This is a genomic window from Micromonospora foliorum, from assembly GCF_022229015.1.
GTDB classification, from domain to species: domain Bacteria; phylum Actinomycetota; class Actinomycetes; order Mycobacteriales; family Micromonosporaceae; genus Micromonospora; species Micromonospora foliorum.
On the sequence record NZ_JAKKFF010000424.1, the window covers coordinates 19,954 to 45,370 of the forward strand.

General features: G+C 72.1%; 18 protein-coding genes. 10 read left to right on the plus strand and 8 right to left on the minus strand.

From position 1 onward, the window contains the following. Positions 1-121 precede the first annotated feature (121 nt). Together PSH25_RS26440 and PSH25_RS26445 are read left to right on the plus strand one after the other, a co-directional pair. On the plus strand, positions 122-769 hold the full coding sequence (locus tag PSH25_RS26440; protein ID WP_238661613.1) for a DUF4245 domain-containing protein: 648 nt from the start codon (positions 122-124) through the stop codon (positions 767-769). Positions 770-976: 207 nt separating this feature from the next. Beyond that, complete coding sequence (locus PSH25_RS26445; RefSeq protein WP_238661614.1) at positions 977-1,822, plus strand: hypothetical protein; 846 nt, start codon at positions 977-979, stop codon at positions 1,820-1,822. Positions 1,823-1,865: 43 nt separating this feature from the next. On the opposite strand, the gene PSH25_RS26450 is transcribed toward PSH25_RS26445, so the two are convergent. Together PSH25_RS26450 and xseA are read right to left on the minus strand one after the other, a co-directional pair. Beyond that, positions 1,866-2,087, minus strand: a complete 222-nt coding sequence (locus tag PSH25_RS26450; RefSeq protein ID WP_030328827.1) for an exodeoxyribonuclease VII small subunit — start codon at positions 2,085-2,087, stop codon at positions 1,866-1,868. 45 nt (positions 2,088-2,132) lie between these two features. Then, entirely contained in the window at positions 2,133-3,359 is a 1,227-nt protein-coding gene (gene xseA / locus PSH25_RS26455) for an exodeoxyribonuclease VII large subunit (RefSeq protein ID WP_238661629.1), read from the minus strand. A gap of 208 nt (positions 3,360-3,567) precedes the next feature. Between xseA and PSH25_RS26460 the strand changes: the two genes are divergently transcribed. Both PSH25_RS26460 and PSH25_RS26465 read left to right on the plus strand, forming a co-directional pair. Then, positions 3,568-4,554, plus strand: coding sequence for a 4-hydroxy-3-methylbut-2-enyl diphosphate reductase (locus PSH25_RS26460; protein ID WP_238661615.1), 987 nt, complete (start codon positions 3,568-3,570; stop codon positions 4,552-4,554). 40 nt (positions 4,555-4,594) lie between these two features. Next, entirely contained in the window at positions 4,595-5,029 is a 435-nt protein-coding gene (locus PSH25_RS26465; RefSeq protein WP_238661616.1) for a hypothetical protein, read from the plus strand. Positions 5,030-5,100: 71 nt separating this feature from the next. On the opposite strand, the gene PSH25_RS26470 is transcribed toward PSH25_RS26465, so the two are convergent. Together PSH25_RS26470 and PSH25_RS26475 are read right to left on the minus strand one after the other, a co-directional pair. Beyond that, positions 5,101-8,397 carry a S8 family serine peptidase gene (locus tag PSH25_RS26470; protein WP_238661617.1) on the minus strand — a complete coding sequence of 1,099 codons (3,297 nt, stop codon included), beginning with the start codon at positions 8,395-8,397 and terminating at the stop codon, positions 5,101-5,103. Positions 8,398-8,533: 136 nt separating this feature from the next. Then, on the minus strand, positions 8,534-9,706 hold the full coding sequence (locus PSH25_RS26475) for a DNA recombination protein RmuC (RefSeq protein ID WP_210785664.1): 1,173 nt from the start codon (positions 9,704-9,706) through the stop codon (positions 8,534-8,536). 54 nt (positions 9,707-9,760) lie between these two features. Here PSH25_RS26475 and PSH25_RS26480 point away from each other — a divergent pair, with 54 nt between their 5' ends. Further along, positions 9,761-10,609, plus strand: a complete 849-nt coding sequence (locus tag PSH25_RS26480; protein ID WP_238661618.1) for a hypothetical protein — start codon at positions 9,761-9,763, stop codon at positions 10,607-10,609. 69 nt (positions 10,610-10,678) lie between these two features. Here the strand turns inward: PSH25_RS26480 and ppc are convergent, their stop codons facing one another. From ppc to PSH25_RS26495, 3 genes are all read right to left on the minus strand, one after another. After that, positions 10,679-13,465 carry a phosphoenolpyruvate carboxylase gene (ppc, locus tag PSH25_RS26485; RefSeq protein WP_238661619.1) on the minus strand — a complete coding sequence of 929 codons (2,787 nt, stop codon included), beginning with the start codon at positions 13,463-13,465 and terminating at the stop codon, positions 10,679-10,681. A gap of 129 nt (positions 13,466-13,594) precedes the next feature. Continuing rightward, on the minus strand, positions 13,595-14,647 hold the full coding sequence (locus PSH25_RS26490; RefSeq protein ID WP_238661620.1) for a hypothetical protein: 1,053 nt from the start codon (positions 14,645-14,647) through the stop codon (positions 13,595-13,597). Between the two features lie 194 nt (positions 14,648-14,841). Further along, positions 14,842-15,756, minus strand: a complete 915-nt coding sequence (locus PSH25_RS26495) for a cyclase family protein (protein ID WP_238661621.1) — start codon at positions 15,754-15,756, stop codon at positions 14,842-14,844. A gap of 322 nt (positions 15,757-16,078) precedes the next feature. Between PSH25_RS26495 and mfd the strand changes: the two genes are divergently transcribed. The 4 genes from mfd (at position 16,079) to PSH25_RS26515 (ending at position 23,321) form a co-directional block, all read left to right on the plus strand. After that, complete coding sequence (gene mfd, locus PSH25_RS26500) at positions 16,079-19,711, plus strand: transcription-repair coupling factor (protein WP_238661622.1); 3,633 nt, start codon at positions 16,079-16,081, stop codon at positions 19,709-19,711. A gap of 117 nt (positions 19,712-19,828) precedes the next feature. Then, complete coding sequence (locus PSH25_RS26505; protein WP_238661623.1) at positions 19,829-20,581, plus strand: hypothetical protein; 753 nt, start codon at positions 19,829-19,831, stop codon at positions 20,579-20,581. A 2-nt stretch (positions 20,582-20,583) separates the two neighbouring features. Further along, positions 20,584-21,594: a nucleoside triphosphate pyrophosphohydrolase gene (locus tag PSH25_RS26510; protein ID WP_238661624.1), complete on the plus strand. Its 1,011-nt coding sequence runs from the start codon at positions 20,584-20,586 to the stop codon at positions 21,592-21,594. Positions 21,595-21,701: 107 nt separating this feature from the next. Next, entirely contained in the window at positions 21,702-23,321 is a 1,620-nt protein-coding gene (locus tag PSH25_RS26515) for a DUF885 domain-containing protein (protein ID WP_238661625.1), read from the plus strand. Between the two features lie 70 nt (positions 23,322-23,391). Here the strand turns inward: PSH25_RS26515 and PSH25_RS26520 are convergent, their stop codons facing one another. Continuing rightward, positions 23,392-24,084, minus strand: coding sequence for a hypothetical protein (locus tag PSH25_RS26520; protein WP_238661626.1), 693 nt, complete (start codon positions 24,082-24,084; stop codon positions 23,392-23,394). A 213-nt stretch (positions 24,085-24,297) separates the two neighbouring features. Between PSH25_RS26520 and eno the strand changes: the two genes are divergently transcribed. Next, positions 24,298-25,417: phosphopyruvate hydratase (gene eno, locus PSH25_RS26525; protein ID WP_238661627.1), on the plus strand; the 1,120-nt coding region annotated here is incomplete at its 3' end.

Genomic DNA, 25,417 nt, shown 5'->3' on the forward strand with positions numbered 1-25,417 from the left:
GCGGCGGGGAGGCCCCCACTGCCGGCTTTGTCGCTGATCCTCACACGATGGCCGACCGGGCGTCGGCGCGGGGCGGTGATGGCCCGGATACCGCCGGTCGGGCGGCTGCGAAGATAGCGGGGTGGAACCCGCACAGCCAGCCGACCGCGTACCCGCCGACCGCACGCCACCCGACGGTCAGCCGCCGGCCGACGTCCCCGCCGGCCGCGGTGGTGAGCCCGCCGCGACCGATCCGACCCCACCGCCGCCGGCGGTGTCGGGCAAGTCCGAGCGGTCGCCGAAGGACATGGCGATCTCGCTGCTGGTGCTGCTCGTCCCGATCGCGCTGCTGCTGGCGTTCTACCGGGGATTCCTCGGTGGCGACCAGGCCACCACAGTCGATCCGGCGCCCGCCATCGAGCAGGCCCGGTCGGCGAACGTCTTCCCGGTGAGCCAGCCGCAGGGGCTCGGCGCCGACTGGACGACGGTCAGCGCCCGCTACCAGACCGTCGAGGGCGGTGCGAACCTGCGACTCGGCTACCTCACGCCGGAGGGCCGGGGCGTCCAACTGCTGCAGAGCAGCGTCCCGGCGGACCGTCTGCTCCCCGCCGAGCTGACCAGCCAGGGCCAGCCGCAGGGCCCCACCGAGCTGGCCGGGCGCACCTGGCAGCTCTACACGGCCCGGGGAAACCAGCAGGCGCTGGTCCTGCTGGAGCCGACCCGCACGGTGATCGTCGTCGGCGACGCCCGGGACAACGAACTGCGCGAACTGGCCGGCTCGCTGCGCTGACCGGACCCGGTGGTCGGTGGTCCCGCCGGCACCGAATCTGGGCAACCAGGCCGAAGGGTGATTGTCCGACGCGTCGACAGGGAACAAGGAGGGGGTGATCCGGGCGCGCTGCTCGGCCCGGATCGCGCGACGCAGCCGACGGTGCTGCTGCGTCGCCCGGTTTCCGGCGCCGCCCAGGTCGTCGGGTGACCCCCTTGGGAGACACGTATGACTGTTCGACGACTCGGCGCCGGCCTGGTAGCCGCCGCTCTGATCACGCCCGCACTGGCCGCCTGCGCCAGCGGAACCGGCACCGCCGGATCGACGCCGTCCCCGACGGTGAGCGCGTCCGGCACGGCGAGCCCGTCCGGTGCCCCGGTGGCGGGTGACGCCAAGCAGGCCCTGCTCGACTCCACCAAGGAGATCAGCAACGGGAACTTCCGGTTCACCCTGGCCGGCGCCGGCTCGACGGCGGAAGGGCTGGTGCACCAGCCGAGCCAGAGCGCGGCGATGAAGATCTCGATCGGTGGCCCCTCGTCCGACCTGGCGATGAAGCTCGACGTGATCCACTTCAAGCCGGACAGCTGGGTCAAGCTGGAGCTGGCCGGCCCCACCGCCGACAGCCTGCCCGCCATCAAGCAGCTCAACCTCGGCAAGTACCAGCACCTGGACCAGAACCGGATCAAGGGCAACCGCAACCTCGGCTTCGACTTCGAGAAGGTCGACCCGGCCGGCAGCGCGGTGCTCACCCAGGGCATCACCGAGGTCCGCAGCACCGGCACCGGCGCGTACGCCGGCACCATCGACGTCACCAAGGCCGCCGAGGCGGGCTCGTTGAACGCCGCCACGATCGCCGCGCTGGGCACCCAGGCGAAGACCGTCCCGTTCACCGCGAAGGTGGACCCGCAGGGCCGGCTCAGCGAGCTGGTGCTGCAGTTGCCGGCCGCCGGGCAGACCGCCGCCCAGGAGATCAAGATGACGTACTCCGACTACGGTGCCGCCACCGCCGCGCAGAAGCCGCCGGCGGCCCAGGTCGTCGAGGCACCGGCCGAGCTGTACAGCCTGTTCAACTGACGTACCCGGGTGGGGCGGCTCCGGCCGCCCCACCGGCGGTCGGTCAGGAAGCCGGCTCCTGCCGGGCGGCGTCGATCCGCGCCCGCGCACCATCCAGCCAGCGTTGACAGATCACCGCCAGCGCCTCGCCGCGCTCCCAGAGGGCCAGCGACTCCTCCAGGGACGTGCCGCCGGCCTCCAGCCGCTCCACCACCGAGGCCAGCTCGGCGCGGGCCTGCTCGTAACTGAGCCGCTCGTCCGGCCCGGCCTTCGTGTCGTCAGTCATCGCGTTCATCTCAGCACACCGCTCCCCGCCGCGCCGCGTCGCCACTCAGCCATCGACCGTGGCGGCCAGCTCGCCGTCGGCCAGTCGTACCCGCAGCGGGTCGCCCTTGCCGACCTGCGCCGCCGCGCGGACCACCTGGCCGTCCGCGCGCTGCACGATCGCGTACCCCCGGTCGAGGGTGGCGGCGGGGGAGAGGGCGCGCAGCCGCGCGAGGGTGTGCCGCAGGTCATCCTCGGCGGCGGCGAGCCGATGCTCCAGGCAGCGGCCGGCCCGCTGACGCAACGCGGTCAGCTCGGTCGCCCGATGCTCCACCATCACCTGGGGCCGGGCCAGCACCGGCCGGGAGCGCAGCCCGTCGAGTCGGTGCGTCTCCCGGTCGACGAGGTTGCGCACCGCCCGTTCGAGGCGGTGCCGGGCCTGACCGATGAGGCGTACCTCCTCGGTGAGGTCGGGGACCACCCGCTTGGCCGCGTCGGTCGGGGTGGAGGCACGGACGTCGGCCACGTAGTCGATCAGCGGCGCGTCCGTCTCGTGGCCGATCGCGCTGACCACCGGCGTACGACAGCCGAACACCGCGCGGCAGAGCGCCTCGTCGGAGAAGGGCAGCAGGTCCTCGATGCCGCCGCCACCCCGGGCAATGATGATCACGTCGATGCTCGGGTCGGCGTCCAGCACCTTGAGCGCGTCGACGATCTGCGGCACCGCGGACGGGCCCTGCACGGCCACGTTGACCGTCCGGAACTCCACCGCCGGCCAGCGCCGTCGGGCATTGGTCAGCACGTCCCGCTCCGCGGCCGACGCGCGGCCGGTGATCAGCCCGATCCGGCCGGGCAGGAACGGCAGTCGACGCTTGCGGGCGCGGTCGAAGAGCCCCTCGGCGGCGAGCAGCTTCTTGAGCTTCTCCAGCCGGGCCAGCAGCTCCCCGAGCCCCACCTGGCGAATCTCGTCGGCCCGCAGGCTCAGCGTGCCCCGGGCGGCGTAGAACTCCGGCTTGGCGTGCAGCACCACGCGGGCGCCCTCGCGCAGCTCCGGCGCACCGGCGTCCAGGACGTCCCGGTTGGTGGTGACGGTCAGGCTCAGGTCGGCCGACGGGTCACGCAGGGTGAGGAAGACCGTGCTGGCCCCGGGGCGGCGGCTGATCTGGGCCACCTGCCCGTCCACCCACACCCAGCCCAGCTTGGCGATCCAGGCCCCCACCTTCTGGCTGACCACCCGTACCGGCCAGGGCTCCTCAGCGCTGCTGGCCCCGCCGCCCCCGCCGCCGCCGCCCACCCGCGCCCCGCCCCCGGTCACCCGCCCACCCTCGCTCACCCGCCCACCCTACGGACCCTCCCGACCTGGCCCGTCGATCATGAAGTTATTGCCCTCCGTGCCGGCGTGTCGGAGCAATAACTTCATGATCAACGCAGGGAGGGGCGGGGGGTGGGGTTGGGGGTTGCGGCCCGGTGGCGGGTGGTGGGGTGGCACGTACGATGGGGTGGTGACTGAGGCTCAGGCGACTCACCGGACCGGCAAGCGCGTGCTCCTGGCCAAGCCCCGCGGCTACTGCGCGGGTGTCGACCGCGCGGTGCAGACCGTGGAGGAGGCGCTGAAGCTCTACGGCGCCCCGATCTACGTGCGCAAGCAGATCGTGCACAACAAGCACGTGGTGCAGACCCTCGAGGCCCAGGGCGCGATCTTCGTGGAGGAGAACGAGGAGGTGCCGGAGGGCGCCACCGTCATCTTCTCCGCGCACGGCGTGGCGCCGGAGGTCTACGAGCAGGCCAAGGCGCGTTCGCTGAAGGCGATCGACGCGACCTGTCCGCTGGTCACCAAGGTGCACCACGAGGCGCGGCGCTTCGCGGCCGAGGACTACGACATCCTGCTCATCGGCCACGAGGGGCACGAGGAGGTCATCGGCACCGCCGGTGAGGCCCCCGCGCACATCCAACTGGTGGACGGCCCGGACGGCGCCGACAAGATCACCGTACGTGATCCGGAGAAGGTGGTCTGGCTCTCCCAGACCACGCTCTCCGTCGACGAGACGCTGGAGACGGTGGCCCGGCTCAAGCAGCGGCTGCCGCTGTTGCAGTCCCCGCCCAGTGACGACATCTGCTACGCCACCTCCAACCGGCAGCACGTGGTCAAGGAGATCGCCGCCGACTGTGACGTGGTGATCGTCGTCGGCTCGACGAACTCCTCCAACTCGGTCCGCCTGGTCGAGGTCGCCCTGGACGCCGGCGCCCGCGCCGGTCACCTCGTCGACTTCGCGCACGAGATCGACGACGCCTGGCTGGAGGGGGCCACCACGGTCGGCCTGACCTCGGGCGCGAGCGTCCCGGACGACCTGGTCCAGGAGGTGCTGGTCCACCTCGCCGCGCGCGGCTTCGCCGACGTCGAGGAGATCACCACCGCCAACGAGCGGCTCACGTTCTCGCTTCCGCAGGAGCTGAAGCGGGACATGAAGGCCGCCGCGGCGCGCGGTTGAGCACGGGAACGAACTCGGGTCGGCGTACGTCAGATCCGGCATGAGGACTCTTCGGCTCGCCGTCCCCGCGCTGGCCGTCTGCGTGGCGCTGAGCGCCTGCGGCGGCCAGGGTGGCGGGGGCGGCACACCCACCCCGACACCCACGGGAGCGCAGCCGGTGACCAGCCAGCCCACGCCCGACCCGACCGCCTCGCCAGAGACCGTCACCCCCACCGTGCCGCCCGGGGTGAAGACTCCGAAACCGGGCGGCCCGAGCACGCCGCCGGGCGTCGGGGCCACCACCCTCAGCGGCACCGTGCAGGGCGGCGTGGAGCCCGGCTGCGTACTGCTCGACGGTTACCTGCTGCTCGGCGGCCCGCGTGACGTGCTGACGCCGGGCGCACGGGTCGAGGTCACCGGTCGGGTGGAGCCCGGCATGATGACCACCTGCCAGCAGGGCACGCCGTTCGTCGTGACGGCCGCCCACCGGTCCTGACCACTCACCCCTGACATGCGGGAGCCCGCCCCCGAACGTGGGGACGGGCTCCTGCCGGTGTTACGAGCGGATCAGTTCACGGCCCCGATGGACACGTTGCCGCGACCCACGACCGCACCCTCGGTGGTGACGATCGCCAGTTCACCGGAGAGTTGACGCCCGTCGGCCGGAACGGCCACCGCGGTCACCGTGCCGGTGATGGTTGCCGACTCGCCGTGCATCAGCGGCACCGCGACGGCCGGAGCGGTGATCGTGCCCAGCGACGCCGACGCGAACGCGTCGTAGTAGTCGTAGGCGGTGCTGGTCCCCGGCCCGTCGACCCCGTACGGCTCCACCACGACGCGGTAGGTGCCGGCGGGCGGGTTGGTCAGCGTGACCGCCTCCTCCGAGTCGCCGTCGGCGGCCCGGCCGACCTCGGTGGCACCCCGGTAGACGAACAGGTCCAGGTCGGCGCCCGCGTTGGCGGGGTTGCCGATCCGGGCGGTGAACGTCGACGTGCCCGCCGGGATCTCGACGGTCCACTCCTGGTTGGGGCCGCCCTCGGTGATGGTCGGACGCTCGGTCCGCACACCGGTCAGCGCGCCACTGCGACCGCTGACCGAGACCGGGCCGAAGGTGTTGGTGACGTCCCAGCTCACCGGGGTCGGCTCGCCGGCCTTGACACTGGGCAGCTCGACCAGCGCCGGCTCGACCGTCAGGCCCTGCACCCGTGCCTGGAGCTTGAACGGGTTGTTCAGCGCCGGGGACGTGCGCCGCGACTCCACCTCGATCTCCCAGACCCCGGGAAGCGGGTTCTGGTAGTCACGCTCCTGCGGCTTGCAGACGTTGACGTCGGAGAAGTTGGTGTAGCAGACGGTGCTCGTGGTGGCCTCCACCGGCACACCCAGCGGGTTGATCGCGATGAAGCGGGTCTGCGAGCCGGTGGCGATCCCGGAGAGGTTCACCTGGAGCGCCTTGGCGCCCTCCGGCACCGTGACGAAGTACGACGTGAAGCCGTTCCGGTCGACCGAGCCCTCGTTGGCGTACGAGAAGGTGGGCTTCTTCACGTCGTTCGAGGCCACCACCACGGTGGACACCTCGAAGTCGACCACGTTGGTGGCCGGGTCGTCGATCCGCACGATCGCGCCGTGCGCGCCCTCGGTGGCCGGCTTGGCGGTGACGTTGATGGTGACGGCCTTGTTGAGCGGCAACGCGACGGACTTCGGTGCCGTGAAGGTGCCGTCGTTGCCCTGGAGCGTGACGTCGTGCTTGATGGTGCCGGCCGGCCCGCTGGTGCGGGTCAGCTTGACCGGGTAGGTCTTGCTCTGGCCGACCTTGTGGCCACCCTCGGACGAGGTGCAGCGGTTGTAGACGCCGGTGCCCCGACCCGGGTTCGGCACGAACTTCACGCCGTTCCAGATGGTCAGCTGGTCCGCGAGGGGGCTGCAGACCGGCGCGTCGGAGACGTACGACCGGGTTTCGACGCCCTGGCGCAGCAGCTGCCAGGCGCCCGGCACGTTGACCATGCCGTAGCCCTGCGCGTACGTCGGCACGTCCGCGATCGGCTTGGCGGAGCTGAACAGCGCCCGCCGCAGTGCCGCCGGGCTGACGCCCCGGTCGGTGGCCTTGGCGGCCGACAGCAGCAACGCGCCGGCGCCGGCGGTCTGCGGAGACGCCATCGAGGTGCCGTTCAGCATCGCGTAGCCCGGGGGCAGCGCGTATCCGGCCTCGGGGACCGGGGCGCCGAGCTGCCAGGTCGGTGCGGTGGAGATGGCCGAGCCGGGGGCGGCGATGTTCGGCTTGAAGCCGCCGTCCTCACGCGGGCCACGGGAGGAGAAGTTGAACAGGGCGTTCTTCTTCTTGACGACCGAGCCGTAGTTGGCCAGCCAGGTGTCCTTGCTGATGTTGGCGGCAACGCTGATCACGTTGCTGGCGACGGACGGGTCGCCGACGGTGTTGAGACCCGGGCCGGAGTTGCCGGCCGAGATGACCAGCTGCACGCCGTACGTCTCGATCAGCTCGTTGTAGAGGTTGGTCCTCGCGTTGTTGCCGTCGTTCAGGCCCGGGAGGCCACCGATCGACATGTTGACGATGTCGACGCCACGGTTGGCCACCAGGTCGATCATGCCGGTGGTGAGGGCCGCCGCGGTGCAGCCACCACCCCAGGAGCAGGCGCGGGCGGAGACCAGCTTGGCACCGGGCGCGGCACCGTCGAAGGCGCCGTTGCCGAGCATGTCGTTGGCGGCGGTGATGCCGGCGACGTGGGTGCCGTGGGTGCTCTCGACGATGCCGATGTTGACGTAGTCGTAGCTGCCCGGCAGCCCGATCGGCGTGGTGTTCACGTTCTTCCGGAACTCGACGACGAACGGCTGCCGCTCGGCGACAGGCGTCGCCGGGTTGTCGGTGCCGAAGTAACCGATGTCGTACTTCTCCTTGTACGGCCGCATGATCGCGTCGTCGGTGAAGTTGAGGTTCTGGTTGGCGTCCACCCGGATGTTGTTGGTGGCCGGGTCGTAGAGCACCCCCCAGGTGTCGGTCGTGTCGCCGTCGCGGTTGACGTCACCGCGGGCGTCGCTCGCGGCGGTGACGGACTCGCTGAACAGGTTGAACCGGTACGTGCCGGCCGGAGCCGTCCAGGTGCCACCCGCGATGGTGAACGACGGGCCGGCGACCTCGGCCTGCATCCGCCGCCACGTGCCGTCCTCCAGCGGGTCGGTCGCGGTGACCCAGTCGACGATCTTGCGCTCGCCGGTGGTGGTCTGCTGCAACGCCGGGTGGGCCAGGTCCACACCGGAGTCCATGATGCCGATCGTGACGCCCCGGCCGTCCCACTCCGGGTGGGCCGCGGTGAACGCCACCGCGCCGGTCTCGTTCGTCGGCATGTAGGGGTTGTCGGCCGGGGTGGTCTCTCCCGGCGCCGCGACGGTGGCCTGCCGCGCGCCGGCGGTGCCGGTGGGGGTGCGTTCCGGGGCCGGGTCCGGCAGTTGGATGACCTCGTCCAGGTCGACGGCCGAGACACCGGGCAGCCGCGCCGCCTTGAGGACCCGGTCGGTGGGGACCTTGGCCAGCACGAAGCCGACCCGGTCCTGTCGCTGGCTGACCGTGCCGCCGAGCTTGGTGAGGCTGTCGGCGACGTCCCCGGCCTCACCCTTCTCGGTGGCGACGATCAGAGTGACGGTCGGGGCCTTCTTGGCGCGGGCTTCGCTGAGCAGTTTGGCGTCGTGGGCGCCCAGCGTCTCGGCGGCGGTGGCCGGGGAAGTGTCCGCTGTGGTCGTGGGAGCGGCGGCCGCGGTGGCGGCACCACCCACGGCGGTCACGGCGCTCGCCGCCAGGACCGATGCGAAGAGCGCGGCTGAGGTTCGCCGGCTCAGGTTGGGGAGTCTGCTCACGTTCTCTTTTCCTCCAGAGAACAGGGCCCTCAGAGAAGGGCGCTCGGGTGAGCAGAATCTTTCGGGGTGTCGGCGAGCACTGTCACTAGTGGCCAGTTCCTTGTGACCACTTCGTGATATGCGGGCATACGCACTGTCACATAGATGGCTGGCGGGCGGAGACCTCGTCGGCCGGATCGGCCAGCTCGGGTGCCTGCGGCTGCCGGGGAGTCAACTCGACCTGGGCCGGGGTGGCCAGCTCGTCGTCCGAGACGCCCAACTCGGCGAGCTTGCGGGCGCTGACCAGCACCCGAGCCTCCAGCGAGCCGACCGCCCGGTTGTAGGCGGTCACCGCACCGGCCAGCGAGGACCCGAGCTTGCCCACGTGGTCGCCCAGGGTGGAGAGCCGGCCGTACAGCTCCCGGGCCAGGGTGTGCACCGCGAGCGCGTTGCGGGCCAGCGCCTCCTGGCGCCAGGAGTAGGCGACCGTGCGGAGCAGGGCGACAAGCGTGGCCGGCGTGGCGAGCACCACGTTGCGGGTGAAGGCGTGCTCCAGCAGCGTCGGGTCCCGCTGGAGGGCGACGTCGAGGAACGGGTCGGCGGGGACGAACAGCACCACGAACTCGGGTGAGTTGTCGAACGCCGACCAGTACGACTTGGCGGCGAGGGCGTCGACGTGCCCGCGCAGGTGCCGCGCGTGCGCGTCGAGGTGGGTGTCCCGGCCGCGCTCGTCGCGGGCCTCCATGGCGGTCAGGTACGCGTCGAACGGGGCCTTGGCGTCGACCACCACCGAGCGACCGCCGTGCAGTCGGACCACCAGATCCGGTCGGACGACCTGCTGGTCGGTGGCGGCGGTGACCTGCTCGGAGAAGTCGCAGTGCTCCAGCATGCCGGCGGCCTCGACGATCCGGCGCAACTGGTGCTCGCCCCAGCGGCCCCGCACCTGGGGTGCGCGCAGCGCCGCCACCAACTGCTTGGTCTCGGTGCGCAGCTCACCGGAGACCGCGTTCATCGAGCGGACCTGCTCACGCAGCTCGGCGTACGCGTCGACGCGATCGTGCTCCAGCTCGGCCACCCGCTGCTCGTAGCGGCGCAGGGTGTCGTGCAGCGGTGCGACCGCCCGGGCCACCGCCTCCTGGGACTGCGCGGTGGCCTCGTAGCTCAGAGCCCGCATGGACTGCTCCAGCCGGCCCTCGCCCTCCCGGGTGGCGGCCAGGGTGGCATCCAGGCGGGCGATGTCGGCCGCCGACCGGGACCGGGCCGCGAGCCAGCCCACCGCCCCGCCGGCACCGAGGCACACGATCACCAGGAGCAGCGTCGAGACGTCCATCACCGGAGCTTGCCAGACGGATACGACGTGCCACCCGGGGGTACGTTCGATGACATGGAACTTGTGCTCTGCCTCGCCGTTGTGCTGGTCGGCGCGCTGGGCGCCGCCGCGCTCATCCGCGCCCAGGCCGGTGCCCGTCGGCGTACCGAGCTCGGCGACGCCCGCGCGGAGGCGCAGCGGTGGTACGAGCGTCTCGGCGGCCAGTTGATGAATCTGCACGGCGACGAACCAGCGGTACGCCAGGCGCTGGCCGACGCCGGTGAGCGGTACAACGCGGCGGGCTCTCAGCTGGAGCAGGCGTCCACGCCGCACCAGTTCGGGCTGGCCCGGGAGACCGCGCTGGAGGGGCTGGCGTACATCCGGGCGGCGCGCACGGCGCTGGGCATCGATCCGGGCCCCGAGCTGCCGACCCTGGCCGCGGCCCGTGGCGTGGGGCAGCTCACCAAGGAGCGCGAGGTCGACGTGCAGGGGCAGACCTTCCGGGCCGGGCCGCAACCCGGTCGGGAAACGCCCTACTACTACCCCGGTGGGCGGTATCAGGGTCGACCGGTGCCCGCCGGCTGGTATTCGACGCCGTGGTGGAAGACGGCGCTGGGTGCCGGCGCCGGTGTGCTCGGCGGCATCCTGATCGCCGACGCGCTCTTCTCGCCCGCCTTCGCCGACCCCGGGTACGGCTACGACGCCGGCTACCAGGAGGGCTTCGGTGACGGTGTCGACCAGGGCGACGGGGGCGACCAGGGCGACGGCGGCGACCAGGGCGGCGACTTCGGCGGCGGAGACCAGGGTGGGGACTTCGGCGGCGGAGACTACGCCGGTGGGGACTTCGGCGGCGGCGACTTCGGCGGCGGCGGTTTCGGTGGCGGCGACTTCGGGGGTGGGGATTTCGGCGGCGGCGACTTCTGACCGTCGTTCGCAGACTCACGACAACGGGCCCCGGTCGCAGCGACCGGGGCCCGTTCTCGTACCTGTTGATCAGCCGGTGTTGCGCATCCCGGCGGCGATGCCGTTCACCGTGGTGAGCAGCGCGCGTTCCAGGGCGGTGCCGTCGCTGGGTGCGCGTCGGCCGCCCGGGGCGGTGGCGATTGCCCGCCCGGCGGCGCCCGACTCCCGGTACTGCCGCAGCAGCGCCACCTGGAGGTGGTGCAGCGGCTCCAGGTAGGTGTCGCGGACGGCCAGGGTGCGCTGGAGCACCGGCGAGTTCTCCAGCAGGGCCGGTGAGGCGGTGACCGCCAACACCTCCCGCTTGGTCAGCTCGTACTCCTGCTCGATCTGCTCGAAGATCGGGTGCAGCTTCTTCGGCACCAGCGTCTCGACGTACCGGCGGGCGATGCTCAGGTCGGTCTTGGTCAGCATCATCTCGACGTTCGACAGGAACGTGCGGAAGAAGTGCCAGTTGCGGTGCATCTCGGCGAGAACGTCCGCCAGCCCGGCCTCGCGGGCGGCGGCCAGCCCGGAGCCGACACCGAACCAGCCCGGCACGATCTGCCGGGTCTGCGTCCAGCCGAAGACCCACGGGATGGCCCGCAGCCCGGACAACCCGGCGCCGGTGTTCGGGCGCTTCGCCGGCCGGGAGCCGATGTTCAGCGCGCCGAGCAGCTCGGTGGGGGTGGACGCCCAGAAGTACGCCGGCAGGTCCGGGTCCTCGACGAGCGACCGGTAGGACCGGAACGCCGACTCGGAGACCACGTCCATCGTCGCGTCCCAGCGCTCCAACATCTCGGCCGGCTGCCGGGGTGCGGTGTGCAGCAGGGTCGCCTGGAGCACCGCGGCGAGGGTGAGCTCCAGGTTCTCCCGGGCCAGTGACGGCAGGGTGTACTTGTCGGAGATCACCTCGCCCTGCTCGGTCACCTTGATCGCGCCGTCCATCGTGCCGTACGGCTGCGCCAGGATCGCCTCGTGCGTCGGCCCGCCGCCGCGCCCGACCGTGCCGCCCCGGCCGTGGAACAACCGCAGGTGTACGCCGTGCCGGGCGGCCACGTCACGCAGCGCGCGTTGCGCCCGGTGGATCGACCACTGGCTGGTGGTGATCCCGGCCTCCTTGTTCGAGTCGGAGTAGCCGAGCATGACCTCCTGCACGTCGCCCCGGGCGGTCACCAGCGCCCGGTACGCGGGCAGCGACAGCAGCTCGTCGAGGAGTTCGCCGCCGGCGTTCAGCTCGGCCGGGGTCTCCAGCAGCGGCACGAACCCGATCCGGGCCCGCCCGCTGTGCACGTCCACCAGGCCGGCCTCGCGGGCCAGCACCACGGCGGCCAGCACGTCGTCGACACCCAGGGTCATCGAGATGATGTACGACTCGATCACCTCGGCGCCGAACCGGTCCTGTGCCTCCCGGATGGTCCCGAACACGTCGAACGTCTTGCGGGCCGGCTCGGACAGCGCCGTGTCCAGGGTCGACAGGGGGCGGCGGCCGGTCAGCTCGTCGGCGAGCAGCTTGGTGCGTTCCAGCCGGGTCAGCGCCGGGTAGTCGGAGACCTCGCCGACCGCCTCGTAGAGCTGCGCGAGCACCGCGTGGTGCGCCTCGGCGTGCTCCCGGACGTCCATGGTGGCCAGGTGCAGGCCGAACGCGGAGACCGTACGGATGGTGGAGGCCAGCCGGCCGACCGCGGTGAGCTGCCCGGAGTTGCGGGCCAGCGACGCGCGCAGCAGGTCCAGGTCGGCGATCAGCTCGGCGGAGCCCTGGTAGTCCCGCCCGGGCACGTGCGCGGTGCCCTGGCGCAACCTCACCCGGGTGTTGGCGAGCTTCGCCTTCACGCAGCGCGCCTTGAGCCGGTACGGCTCCTCCGCGTTGACCCGGCGGAAACGCAGCGCCACCTCGGGCAGCGCGTCCAGGTCGGCGGCGAGGCTGGCGGAGAGGTCCAGGGACACCCCGCGCAGTCGGCGGGACACCGACACCTCGTTGATCAGGTGGTCCATCGCCTTCTCGGTGGCCGCGATGCCGTGCTCGTGCTGGATGGTCAGCACCTCGCGGGTGACCGCCGGGGTGACGAACGGGTTGCCGTCGCGGTCGCCGCCGATCCAGGTGCCGAAGCTCAGCGGCCGGGCCGTCGGTGAGGTCTCCACGCCGAGCGTGCGCAACGTGTCGGCCAGGTCGTCGAGGACCTGCGGGGCGGCCTCGGCGTACAGGTCGCGCAGGTAGTAGATCGCGTTGCGGGCCTCGTCGGTCGGGTCCGGCCGGTCCAGCCGCAGCTCGTCGGTCTGCCACATCAGGTCCAGCAACTCGGCCAGCCGGCGGTTGGCCGGGCCCTCGTCGCTGGCACCGTAGAGGATCGCGTTGGCGGTCTCGGTGTCCAACTCGTCGGCGATCGCCCGCAGCTTGGACAGGATCGAGCGACGGGCCGCCTCGGTCGGGTGCGCGGTGAAGACCGGTCGTACCGCCAGCCGGCGAGCCGCGTTGGCGATCTCCTCGGCCGGGACCCCGCGCTCGGCGATCATCTTGGCGGCCTGGTCCAACCAGCCGCCCTGCACCGCGCGGCGGCGACGCAGATCCCGCGCCCGGTGCACCTGCTCGGTGATGTTGGCCAGGTGGAAGTAGGTGGAGAAGGCGCGGGCCAGCTTGGTGCCGGTGGTCACGTCGAGCCCGCCGAGGCGCTGGGCAGCCGCCGGGGCGTCGGAGCGGACCTGGGCGCGGATCTCCTCGACGAGGTCGAGCAGTGGGCGGCCCTCCTGGCGGGCCAGTGTCTGGCCGAGCAGGGTGCCGAGTCGGCGAATGTCGGCGCGCAGTGCGGCGTCCGGGCCGTCGTGGTCGTGCTGGTCGGTCACGATGCGCTCCCTTACGTGGGTACGAAGGACAGCGCTGTCCGACTTACTGGATGGTATCCGCGCGCCGGGGATGTCTGGAGGGCCCCCTGGTGATCCACTGCCTCCGGGAGGGTGTTTTCCGGGGTGATCTCAACCACCGTCGCGGACCGGCGAGGGGCCGGAGCGGGTCGTCCCGGGGCCGGAGGTGGCGGCCCGGCGACCGCGGACCAGGCTCGCGCTGACCAACCCGAGCCCTCCGAGCACCGCCCAGATCCCGAGGGCGGACGCCGGCCAGCCGGCCGATCGCCAGTCGAAGTACACCGCCGCCTTGGTCAGGTCGTTGGCGAGCCCGGGGATGTTCCAGCGGTGCATGCCGCGCAACACCCCGGGCAGGAACTCGGGCGCGTAGATGCCGCCGGAGCCCGGGTTGCCGAGCACCACCAGCAGCAGGATGACCAGCGCGGTGCCCGCGACGCCGAGCCAGCCCTGGATGGCGCTGGCGAACATCGCGGCGGCGAAGACGGCAAGCGCGCCGATGGCGGCGATCCTCGGTACGTCGTGGTGCCAGATGTCCAGGACCGGTCCGACCACCACCGCGCCGGCGATGCCGAGCAGCACGCTGTAGACCGCCAGGGCGGCGATGCGCAGTCCGGCCCGACGCGCCGTACGGGGGGTGGTGCCGGCGGATATCCCGAGCACGGTCGAGCCCAGGTAGCCGCCGAGCACGTACCCGACGTTCAGGTAGAAGGGCACCACCCCGCGCGGGTCGGCCGGGGTGACCGGCACCCTGTCGACGATCTGTAGCGGGGTGCCGGTGCGGCCGGTGGCGGTGCCGAGGACCTCCTTGATCGCACTGGTGGCGGAGGGGCCGGAAGCGCTCGCCACGGTGAGGAGCAGGCCGTTGTCCGGTCCGGTGCTGAGTACGGCGTACACCGCGCGGCTGAGCAGTCCGTGCTCGGCGGCGCCCGGCTCGTCGTACCCGATGGGTTTGAGGATGGTGGTCTGGGCGCGCACGGCGTCGAGCGTCGCCCGGGCGCGTTGGTCGCCGGAGACGACGCCGATCGGCACGTCGCGGGGTGTGGGTTGGTGCAACGCGCCGACGTAGGCCGCGATGAACGCCGTGGCCAGCACGAGGGTGCCGAGGAGCAGTCCGATGCTGCGCGGCGCCCAGTCGCGAGCTGTGCCGTGCGATTCTTCGTCCACGTTCGTAGCCTATGGTCCGCTTTGTGGACCGAAGGGCGGAACGAGGTGGCCGGGCGGGCGACGGATCGTCACGGAGACGGGCCCCGCCGCTGGTCAGGTGCCCGGCGGTCTCCCAGAACCCCGGCTCGTCCATCGTCTTTGTCGACGGCGGCGGCCCGCCGGGGCGACGCGTGTCGCAGCAGTCGCGGGTGGCGTCAGGGGTTGACGACGGCGAAGGCGCGAACCGGGAAGGTGCCCATGCCGGCCACCATCGGCGGCGCCGCGGTGAACCGGAACCCGGTCGGCGGCAACGCGGCCAGACCGGTCAGGTGCTCCACGATCGGGATGCCGGCGGCGAGCAACGTGCTGTGCGCGGGGCGTACACCGGCGGCCGCCGGGCTCATGTCGTCGATGTTGATCGAGTCGATGCCGACCAGGGCCGCCCCCGCGTCGGCAAGCGCCTGGGCGGCGTCCCCGGTCAGGTACGGCGCCTCCGCCGCGCCGTACCGCTCGGTGCCGAAGTGCGCGTCCCACCCGGTTTGCAGCAACACCGCCCGCCCGGCCACCTCGTACGCGGCCAGCATCAGCCGGTCCACCGCGCGGGTGCCGGCCGGCACCCGGACCACCACCCCCGGTAGGTCGGCGAGACGGTCCAGCGACACCCCGGTCAGGTCGTCCCGGCCGGCCCAGCGGTGGGCAGGCGTGTCCAGGTACGTACCGGTGTTGGCGATCATGTCGATTCGGGCCACGTGGAACTCGGTGCCCGGGGCGTACCGCTCGCGGGACGCCGCGAAGGTCAGCCAGTCGGTGATCCGGGGCCCCGGCCAACCCGGCAGGGTGGTCATCCCGTCGTTGATCACGTGGCTCAGCTCGACCAGCCGACGATCGGCGCCGGAGCCTTCGACGGCGACACCCCGGCCGCCCTTGTGCGGCTCCTGGACGATCGTCCTGGCGCTGATTCGCACGTCGGCGACCATCAGTAGCCCGAGGTGGCGGACGAACAACGCCGCCAGGTCGCCGTCGGTGATCTCCCGACCCGGAATGTCCAGCCGGAACCCCTCGGTACGCAGCCCGCCGCCGTTGGCGAAGCTCACCTCCGCGTCGAACTGTGCCCGCCACTGCTCACCCATACCGAAACCCGACCATGCCCCGCCCGCGACGGTCAAGATCCCCTGCGCGGCCGGCTGGGCGGCCGTGCTCGGCCCAAGATCGCGCAACATCCAGGAAGTAGTGGCATCGGTGCGTCGACGAGACCACTACATCCTGGATCGAGCACGATCTTCCCGCGCGGGCGCGCGTCGGCGCGTCGCGGCAGTGACGCGCCGGCCCGGCGCGGACCTGGGCGGAAGGGGGTGGCTGTCGGTCGGCGGGGCTAGGCTTGTGGTCGTGCACCCCCCGTCCGGCTGGACGAGGGGCCGCCGTCGTGTGCGTCGACTCCCCGGAAGGATTCCCTTGCTCACCGGTCTGTTCACCGCCGCCCTGGCCGACCCCGGGCTGGCTCGGGCGCGTGACCTGGCGCGCTCCGGTGCCGCCCAGGTCGACGGCCTCGACATCACCGCCCCGGCGGCGCTGCGCCCGTTCGCGGTCGCGGCGGTCGCCGCGGACAACGACGGGGCCGGGCGACCGGTGCTGGCGGTGACCGCCACCACCCGGGAGGCCGACGACCTGGCCGCCGCGCTGGGTGGGTTGCTGCCGGCCGAGCAGGTCGTGGTCTTCCCCTCCTGGGAGACGCTGCCGCACGAGCGGCTGTCCCCACGCTCGGACACGGTCGGCCGGCGACTGGCCGTGCTGCGCCGGCTGGCGCACCCGGAGGCGACCGACGCGCACGGCGGCACCGGGCCACTGCGAGTGGTTGTGGCCCCGGTCCGTTCGCTGCTCCAGCCGCAGCTCAAGGGGCTCGGTGATCTGGAGCCGGTGCAGCTCGCCGCCGGCGAGGAGGCGGACCTGGAGGAGGTCGCCCGCCGGCTGATCGACATGGCGTACGCCCGGGTCGACCTGGTCACCAAGCGCGGCGAGTTCGCGGTGCGCGGCGGCATCCTGGACGTCTTCCCGCCCACCGACGAGCACCCGTCCCGGGTCGAGTTCTGGGGCGACGAGGTGGAGGAGATCCGCACCTTCGCCGTCGCCGACCAGCGGACCATCGAGCAGGTTCCGCTGCTCTGGGCACCGCCCTGTCGGGAGCTGCTGCTCACCCCGGCGGTCCGCGACCGGGCCGCCGCGCTCGCCGAGCAGCACCCCGAGCTGGCCGAGATCCTCGACAAGCTGGCCGAGGGCATCCCGGTGGAGGGGATGGAGTCGCTGGCCCCGGTGCTGGTCGGCCCCGACTCGCTGGAGTTGCTGCTGGACGCCATGCCGGCCGGCACCCACGTACTGCTCTGCGACCCGGAGCGGATCCGCACGCGGGCGCACGACCTGGTGCGTACCTCTGAGGAGTTCCTGCAGGCCAGCTGGGCCGCCGCCGCGGTCGGCGGCCAGGCCCCGGTGGACGTCGGCGCCGCCGCCTTCCGCACCCTCGGCGAGGTACGCGCCACCGCGGGCACGCTCGGCCAGCCCTGGTGGACGCTGTCCCCGTTCGGTCTGGTGGAGGGGGAGACCGCCGAGGCGCGGCAGCCCTGGGAGGACGCGCCCGAGCAGGCCGCCGTCACGCCGGACGACGCCATCGCGGTGACCCTGTCCGCCCAGCCGGCGCCGCTTTATCACGGCGAGACCTCGCGGCTCGTGGAGGACCTCAAGCGCTGGGCCGGCGAGGGCTGGTCGATCGCGCTGGTCTTCGAGGGGCACGGCCCCGCCCAGCGGGCGGTGGAGGTGCTGCGCGACGCCGGCCTGGGCGCCCGGTTGACCGAGGAGGTGCCGACCGCGCCCGTCCCCGGCGAGCTGGTGGTCACCTGTGGCGCGCTGAGCAGTGGCTTCGTCGACGAGGCGTCCCGCTTCGTGCTGCTCACCGGCAACGACGTGACAGGTGGTCGGGGCACCTCGACACGGGACATGCGCAAGATGCCGAGCCGGCGGCGCAACACCATCGACCCGCTGGAGTTGAAGGCCGGCGACCACGTGGTGCACGAGCAGCACGGCATCGGCCGCTACGTCGAGCTGGTGCAGCGCACCGTCAACGGCGCCAGCCGGGAATACCTGGTCATCGAGTACGCGGCCAGCAAGCGGGGCCAGCCGGGCGACCGGTTGTTCGTCCCGACCGACCAACTCGACCAGCTCTCCCGCTACGTGGGCGGCGAGCAGCCGACCCTGCACAAGATGGGCGGCTCGGACTGGCAGAAGTCCAAGGCCCGGGCCCGCAAGGCGGTCCGGGAGATCGCCGCGCAGCTCATCCAGCTCTACGCCGCCCGCAAGGCGTCCAAGGGGCACTCGTTCGGCCCGGACACCCCGTGGCAGCGCGAGCTGGAGGACGCCTTCCCCTGGCAGGAGACACCGGACCAGCTCGCCGCGATCGACGAGGTCAAGCGGGACATGGAGCAGACCGTCCCGATGGACCGGCTGATCTGCGGTGACGTCGGCTACGGCAAGACCGAGATCGCGGTCCGGGCGGCGTTCAAGGCCGTACAGGACGGTAAGCAGGTGGCGGTGCTGGTGCCGACCACCCTGCTGGTGCAGCAGCACTACAACACGTTCGCCGAGCGGATGAGCCAGTTCCCGGTGCAGATCCGGCAGCTGTCCCGGTTCCAGACGCCGAAGGAGACCGAACGGACGCTGGAGATGGTCGCCGACGGCACCGTCGACATCGTCATCGGTACGCACCGGCTGTTGCAGACGGCTACCCGCTTCAAGCAGCTGGGTCTGGTGATCGTCGACGAGGAGCAGCGCTTCGGTGTCGAGCACAAGGAGCACCTGAAGACGCTGCGCGCGTCGGTCGACGTGCTCAGCATGTCGGCCACCCCGATCCCGCGCACCCTGGAGATGGCGATCACCGGCATCCGGGAGATGTCCACCATCGCCACCCCGCCGGAGGAGCGGCACCCGGTGCTCACCTTCGTCGGCGCGCAGGACGACCGGCAGGTGGCCGCGTCCATCCACCGTGAGCTGCTCCGCGACGGGCAGGTCTTCTACCTGCACAACCGGGTCGAGTCGATCGACCGGGCGGCGCGGCGACTGCGGGAGCTGGTGCCCGAGGCGCGGGTCGCGGTGGCGCACGGCCAGATGGGCGAGGACGCCCTGGAGAAGGTCATGGTCGGCTTCTGGGAGAAGGAGTTCGACGTCCTGGTCTGCACCACGATCGTCGAGTCGGGCATCGACATCCCGAACGCCAACACGCTGATCGTGGAGCGGGCCGACCTGCTCGGCCTGGCCCAGCTGCACCAGATCCGGGGCCGGGTCGGCCGGGGTCGGGAGCGGGCGTACGCCTACTTCCTCTACCCGCCGGAGAAGCCGCTCACCGAGCACGCCCACGAGCGGTTGGCGACCATCGCCCAGCACACCGAGTTGGGCGCCGGCATGTACGTGGCGATGAAGGACCTGGAGATCCGGGGCGCCGGCAACCTGCTCGGCGGCGAGCAGTCCGGGCACATCGAGGGCGTCGGCTTCGACCTGTACGTGCGGATGGTCGGCGAGGCGGTCTCCGCGTTCAAGGGTGAGCGGCCGGAGGAGGAGACCGACGTCAAGATCGACCTGCCGGTCGACGCGCACCTGCCCCACGACTACGTGAGCGTGGAGCGGCTGCGCCTGGAGATGTACCGCAAGCTCGCCGAGGCGCGTGACGAGGAGCGGCTGGGCGAGGTGATCGCCGAGATGACCGACCGGTACGGCGAGCCACCGGCCCCGGTGCAGAACCTGGTGGAGGTGGCCCGGTTCCGACTGCTGGCCCGCCGCTACGGCCTGACCGACGTGTCCATGCAGGGCAAGCACGTACGGTTCGGTCCGCTGCCCCTACCGGACTCGAAGCAGATGCGGCTCAAGCGCTACCACCCGGATGCCGTCTACAAGCAGGCCACCGACCAGGTCAGCGTGCCCCGACCGGCGACCCGTCGGATCGGTGGCGAGCCGCTGCGTGACCAGGCGTTGCTCCAGTGGTGCGCGCAACTGCTCTCCGATGTGCTCGGTGCCCCCGCCCCACTCGCCGTCGCCGCGAGCGCCTGAGCCGGCGGTGTGCTCTCGACCAGGGGCGGTCGCGCGTCTACGCCGTCCCTGGTCGGGGGGATGGGCGAAGGTGGGGGGCGTCACAACCTCGGGTGACGGCGTGAGAGAGTGACGGCTATGCGTGCTCGCCGTCTTGCCGCCGTCGCCACTGTGGCGCTCGGCCTCGTCGCCCTCTCCGGTTGCCGTGCTGAGCCTGGTATCGCCGCTTACATCGGTGACCAGCGCATCACCGACCTTCAGGTCAGCGCCGCGATGAAGGACCTGCGGACGAAGAACCCGGCCCCGGAGCCCTCCGCCAGCGGGCAGCCCGCGGCGCCGCAACCGACCCTGCCCGAGGTGGCCGACGTGGTCCGGGCGATGGTGCTGACCAGGGTGTGCGAGAAGCTCTCCGCCGAGAAGAACTACCAGCCGCGCGGCCAGGTGGCGGTCGACCAGGCCGCCCAGCAGCTCGGCCTCGACCCGGAGACCGGGCACGTGCGGGAGGTGGCGAAGCTCTTCACCTGCATGTCCGGGTTGCCGGCCGAGCCGGTCGAGCCGTCCAAGGAGGAGATCGCCGACGTGATCGCCGCCGGGCGTGCGGCCGGCAAGATCCCGGCCGAGGTGACCGATGAGGCTGCCGCCCAGCAGCTCGACGGCGAGCAGCTGCGCGGCGCGCTGGCGACCAAGCGGATCCTGGCCGAGGCGGTCGGTCGTTACGACGTCACCGTCAGCCCGCGGTACCGCCCGCTTGAGTTCCCGCTGCTCAGCTTCGCCGACGATGCCCCCGCGGTGAGCGTGCCGCTGGGTGAGCCGGCCTCCGACGCGGTCACGGACATCTCCACCCCGGAGGGGCCGACCGCGACGCCGGAGGCCGAGGGCACGGCCAGCTGAGCATGACCGCACGGATCGTCCTCCTGGTCACCTCACCCCGGTTGCCCGCCGGCCTGTTGACCTCCGCGGCCTGGGACGTCGTACGCCAGCACCCGGTGCTGACCGGCGCGGACGGTGAGTTGGTCACGGCGGTGCGCCAGGCGGGCGCCGAGGTCACGGTGGTCGACGGCCCGGCGACGCAGCCGTTGCTGGACGCGGTGGCGACGCATGGCACGGTGGTGTGGCTGGCCGGCCCGGCGGGTGACGAGGCGCTGGCCCGGGAGTTGGGTCTGCGGCTGGCCCGGCAGCCGGGGTTGGCCGAGATGGAGTTGATGTACGGCTCGTGGGACCCGCCGGGTGCCCGGCTGCTCGACGCGGTGGCCGTGCTGGATCGACTGGCCTCTCCGGGCGGCGACCCGTGGAAGCGGGCGCAGACGCACCGCAGCCTCGCCGGTTACCTGCTGGAGGAGAGCTACGAGGCGTACGACGCGATCAGCGCCGACGACACCGACGCGCTGCGCGAGGAGTTGGGCGACGTGTTGTTGCAGGTGGTGCTGCACGCGCGGCTCGCCGAGGAGTTGCCCGAGGACGAGCGGTGGACCATCGACGACGTGGCCGGTGGCCTGGTCGACAAGATGATCCGGCGTAATCCGCACGTGTTCGCCGGTGCCGAGGCGGGCACCCTGGAGGAGATCACCGAAAACTGGGAGCGGATCAAGCGCGCGGAGAAGGCGCGGCACTCGGTGCTGGACGGCGTGGCCCTGAGCCAACCCGCGCTGGCCCTTGCCGCGCAGATCCTCGGCCGCGCCGCCCGCAGGGGCATCGAGGTTCCGCCTCCGTTGGCGGACACTCAGGTGGACGCCGAAGCGCGACTGGGCGCCAGCCTGCTGGCAACGGTCGCCGCGGCCCGCGAGGCGGGCATCGACCCCGAAGCAGCCCTCCGCCGCGCCACCCTGGCCTACGCCGAAGCCATCCGCCAAACCGAACCCGACCCCCCACCCTTACCCCCACCCCCACCCGCCAGCCTGGGTTGATCATGAAGTTGTTGCCCCGACACGCCGAGGTGGATGGCAACAACTTCATGATCGACGGGGTGGGCCGAACCGGCGGCGCAGCGCGCGGCGGTCGGTAGGGTGGGCGGGTGGAAGCGTTTGGGGTGCTGGCTGAGCGGGTTGTCGAGGCTTTACTGGAGTCGCGGCCGGGGGTTGCCACCGCCGCCGGGGATCACCGCTTCGACGACCGGCTGCCCGACCTGTCCGCCGACGGGTTGAGCGCCGATCGGGCGATGCTCTCCGACGCCGCCAACGCACTGTCCGAACTGGACCCGGACTCCCTCGACGTCGACGAGCAGGTCGACCACGCGCTGCTCGCCTCATTCGTGGACCGGGAGCTGTTCGAGCTGACCGAGATCCGGTCGCACGAGTGGGATCCGCTGCGGCACAACCCGGGCCCGCTGCTGCACCCGCTGCTGGCCCGCCCGTACGCCCCCGCGGAGGTGCGGCTGACCCAACTGGCCGGTCGGCTCGCCGCCGTACCGGACGCCCTCGCCACCGCCCGCGCGACGCTGCGGGACATGCCGCGGATCCACGCGGAGACGGCGGTCGGGCAGTTCACCGGCACGGCCGCCCTGATCCGCGACGAGCTGCCGGCGCTGCTCGCCCAGGCGCCGAGCCACCTCGACCGGGTCGAGCCGGCGGCCACCGCCGCGATCGCTGCGCTGGACGAGTTCGTCGCCTGGCTGCGCATTGGCCTGGCCGCCGATGCCGGCCCCGGCCGCGACCCGCGACTGGGCCGGCGCCGCTGGGAGGCCCGGCTCTGGCACACCCTCGACACCGAGCTGGGCGCCGCCGAGATCCAGCGTCGCGCGTGGGCCAACCTGGACCGGGTCACCGCGGAGATCCGCGAGGCGGCTGTCGAGCTGGTCGGCGGCCCGGCCGACGACGCGTCCGTACGCCGGGCGTTGGATCTGCTCGCCGACGAGCACCCGAACGACGCGACGATCGTCGAGCTGGCCGGGGTGACCCTGGACGAGGCGACCGACTTCGTCCGCGCGCACGACCTGGTCACTCTGGTCGACGACCGGTGCGTGATCCAGGAGATGCCGGAGTTCGCCCGCGGGGTGGCGGTGGCGTACTGCGACGCGCCCGGCCCGCTGGAGACCGCCGTCGTGCCGACCTTCTACTGCATCGCGCCCACCCCGTCGGAATGGCCGGCGCAGCGGGTCGAGTCGTTCTACCGCGAGTACAACGACCACATGATCCGCAATCTGACGGTGCACGAGGCGATGCCGGGGCACTTTCTCCAGCTCGCCCACGCCCGCCGCTACGTCGGTGGCACGCGGGTCCGCGCGCTGGCCGAGTCCGGCCCGTTCATCGAGGGCTGGGCGGTCTACGCGGAGGAGGTGATGACGGGGCTCGGCTTCGGCGGTCTGCCGGTGCGGTTGCAGCAGCTCAAGATGCAACTACGGATGACCATCAACGCGCTGCTCGACCAGTTGGTGCACGCCGAGGACCTGCCCGAGGCCGAGGCGATGGCGTTGATGACCGGGCGCGGCTTCCAGGAGGAGGGCGAGGCGGCCGGCAAGTGGCGGCGCGCGCAACTCACCTCCACCCAGCTCTCCACCTACTTCGTCGGGTACAGCGAGGTGGCCGAGATCGCCGCCGCCCGCCCGGACGGGGTGTCGGTCCGCGACTGGCACGACGCGATGCTCGCCCACGACTGCCCGCCGCCGCGCCACCTGCGCACCCTGCTCGGTCTCTGAGGCGAAACGCCGGGCCGCGCGGGTTCAGCGCCGGGCGGCGTGACAGACGTGGGCTTGGCCTACGGGTCGGTCACGAGCCGCCGGGGCGGCGGTCGACGACGCCGGCGCCGGCGGGCGGGTCGAACGCGCGCTCGTCGACCGTCGCGGAGTAGTCGCTCAGGGCCAACTCCATCGGCTTGCCGTCGACCGGACCGGTGAAGCTGCCGAGCACGCCCTCGGTGGTCACGCAGGCGGTGAAGTCGCCGGACGAGCTCTCCACCGCAACACAGGCCGCGTGGTGCCCGGCGACGGTGGTGTCGCTCTGCCTGATGACCGCCTGCGGGTCGAGCGCGGCGGCGGTGAGCAGCCCGACCACCACCGGCGGCGTGACGAGGCCCTGCCGGTTTGCCTCGCCGAACAGCGTCACGGTGGGCTTGCTGCCCGGGGTGGGCGGGGCGATCAGCGTGCACTCCGGGCGGGCGCCGGTCGTCGTGCACCGGGTGATGGCCTCCGGGGTGACGGTGAGTTGACCGCCCGGGTAGGTGTAGGTGGATCGCGCCGGGTCCTGTGCCTGCACGATGGCGGCGCGCTGGCCGCCGGGCAGCTGGTAGTCGGCCGAGTAGGTCAACTCCAGTGCCCGATCGAGCCGGGCGGCGAGGTCGTTGACGAGTTCCGAGCGGCCCATGGCGACTCCGGCGTCCTCGAATGTCTGACAGCCGGTGACCGTGAGCGACGCGATGACCGACACGGCGAGCATGCGGAGGGTGGTCGAGGCGGCGGGCATGGCGACCAGCCTGGTGGATCTGGTCCGCGCAGCGCAAACCCGTTGCCGGTTGACGCCCGGAAATCCGGGAATGTCCGTCAGTGCGGGGCGACCCGGGTGCGCGGGCGACGCCGTGCCCGTTCGCGCCGCCCGATACGCTGCGTTCAACACCTGCCTCAGCCGCACCGTCGCGGCCCACCCACGGACCGGATCACAACAACGAGGAGCGACTTAGTGGCAACCATCGAGGGAATCGTCGCCCGGGAGATTCTCGACTCGCGGGGCAACCCGACGGTCGAGGTCGAAGTCGGTCTGGACGACGGCACGGTCGCCCGCGCCGCCGTACCTTCCGGCGCCTCCACCGGCGCCTTCGAGGCGATCGAGCTGCGCGACGGTGACGACGACCGTTACCAGGGCAAGGGCGTGGAGAAGGCGGTCTCCAACGTCGAAGACAAGATCGTCGACCAGATCATCGGGTACGAGGCCAGCGAGCAGCGGCTCATCGACCAGAAGATGCTCGACATCGACGGCACGGACAGCAAGTCGGAGCTGGGCGCGAACGCCATCCTCGGGGTCTCCCTGGCGGTGGCGAAGGCCGCTGCCGGCAGCGCCGAGTTGAGCCTCTTCCGCTACCTGGGCGGCCCGAACGCGCACCTCCTGCCCGTGCCGATGATGAACATCCTCAACGGTGGCGCGCACGCCGACTCGAACGTCGACATCCAGGAGTTCATGGTCGCGCCGATCGGCGCGCCCACCTTCCGTGAGGCGCTGCGCTCGGGCGCCGAGGTCTACCACGCGCTGAAGTCGGTGCTGAAGAAGAAGGGCCTCTCCACCGGGCTCGGCGACGAGGGTGGCTTCGCGCCGAACCTGCCGACCAACGCGGCGGCCCTGGACCTGATCGCCGAGGCGGTCGAGAAGGCCGGTTACCGGCTCGGCACCGACATCGTGTTCGCGCTCGACGTGGCGGCCACGGAGTTCTTCGACAACGGCACCTACACGTTCGAGGGCGCCGCGAAGTCCGCCGAGGAGATGAGCACCTACTACACGAAGCTGGCCGACGAGTACCCGATCGTGTCGATCGAGGACCCGCTGGCGGAGGACGACTGGAGCGGCTGGCAGACGCTGACCGCCTCGATCGGCGACCGGGTGCAGATCGTCGGTGACGACCTGTTCGTGACCAACCCGCAGCGCATCGCCCGCGGCATCGCGGAGAAGGCGGCGAACGCGGTTCTCGTCAAGGTCAACCAGATCGGCTCGCTGACCGAGACGCTGGACGCGGTGGACCTGGCCCACCGGGCCGGCTTCAAGTGCATGATGAGCCACCGCTCCGGCGAGACCGAGGACACCACCATCG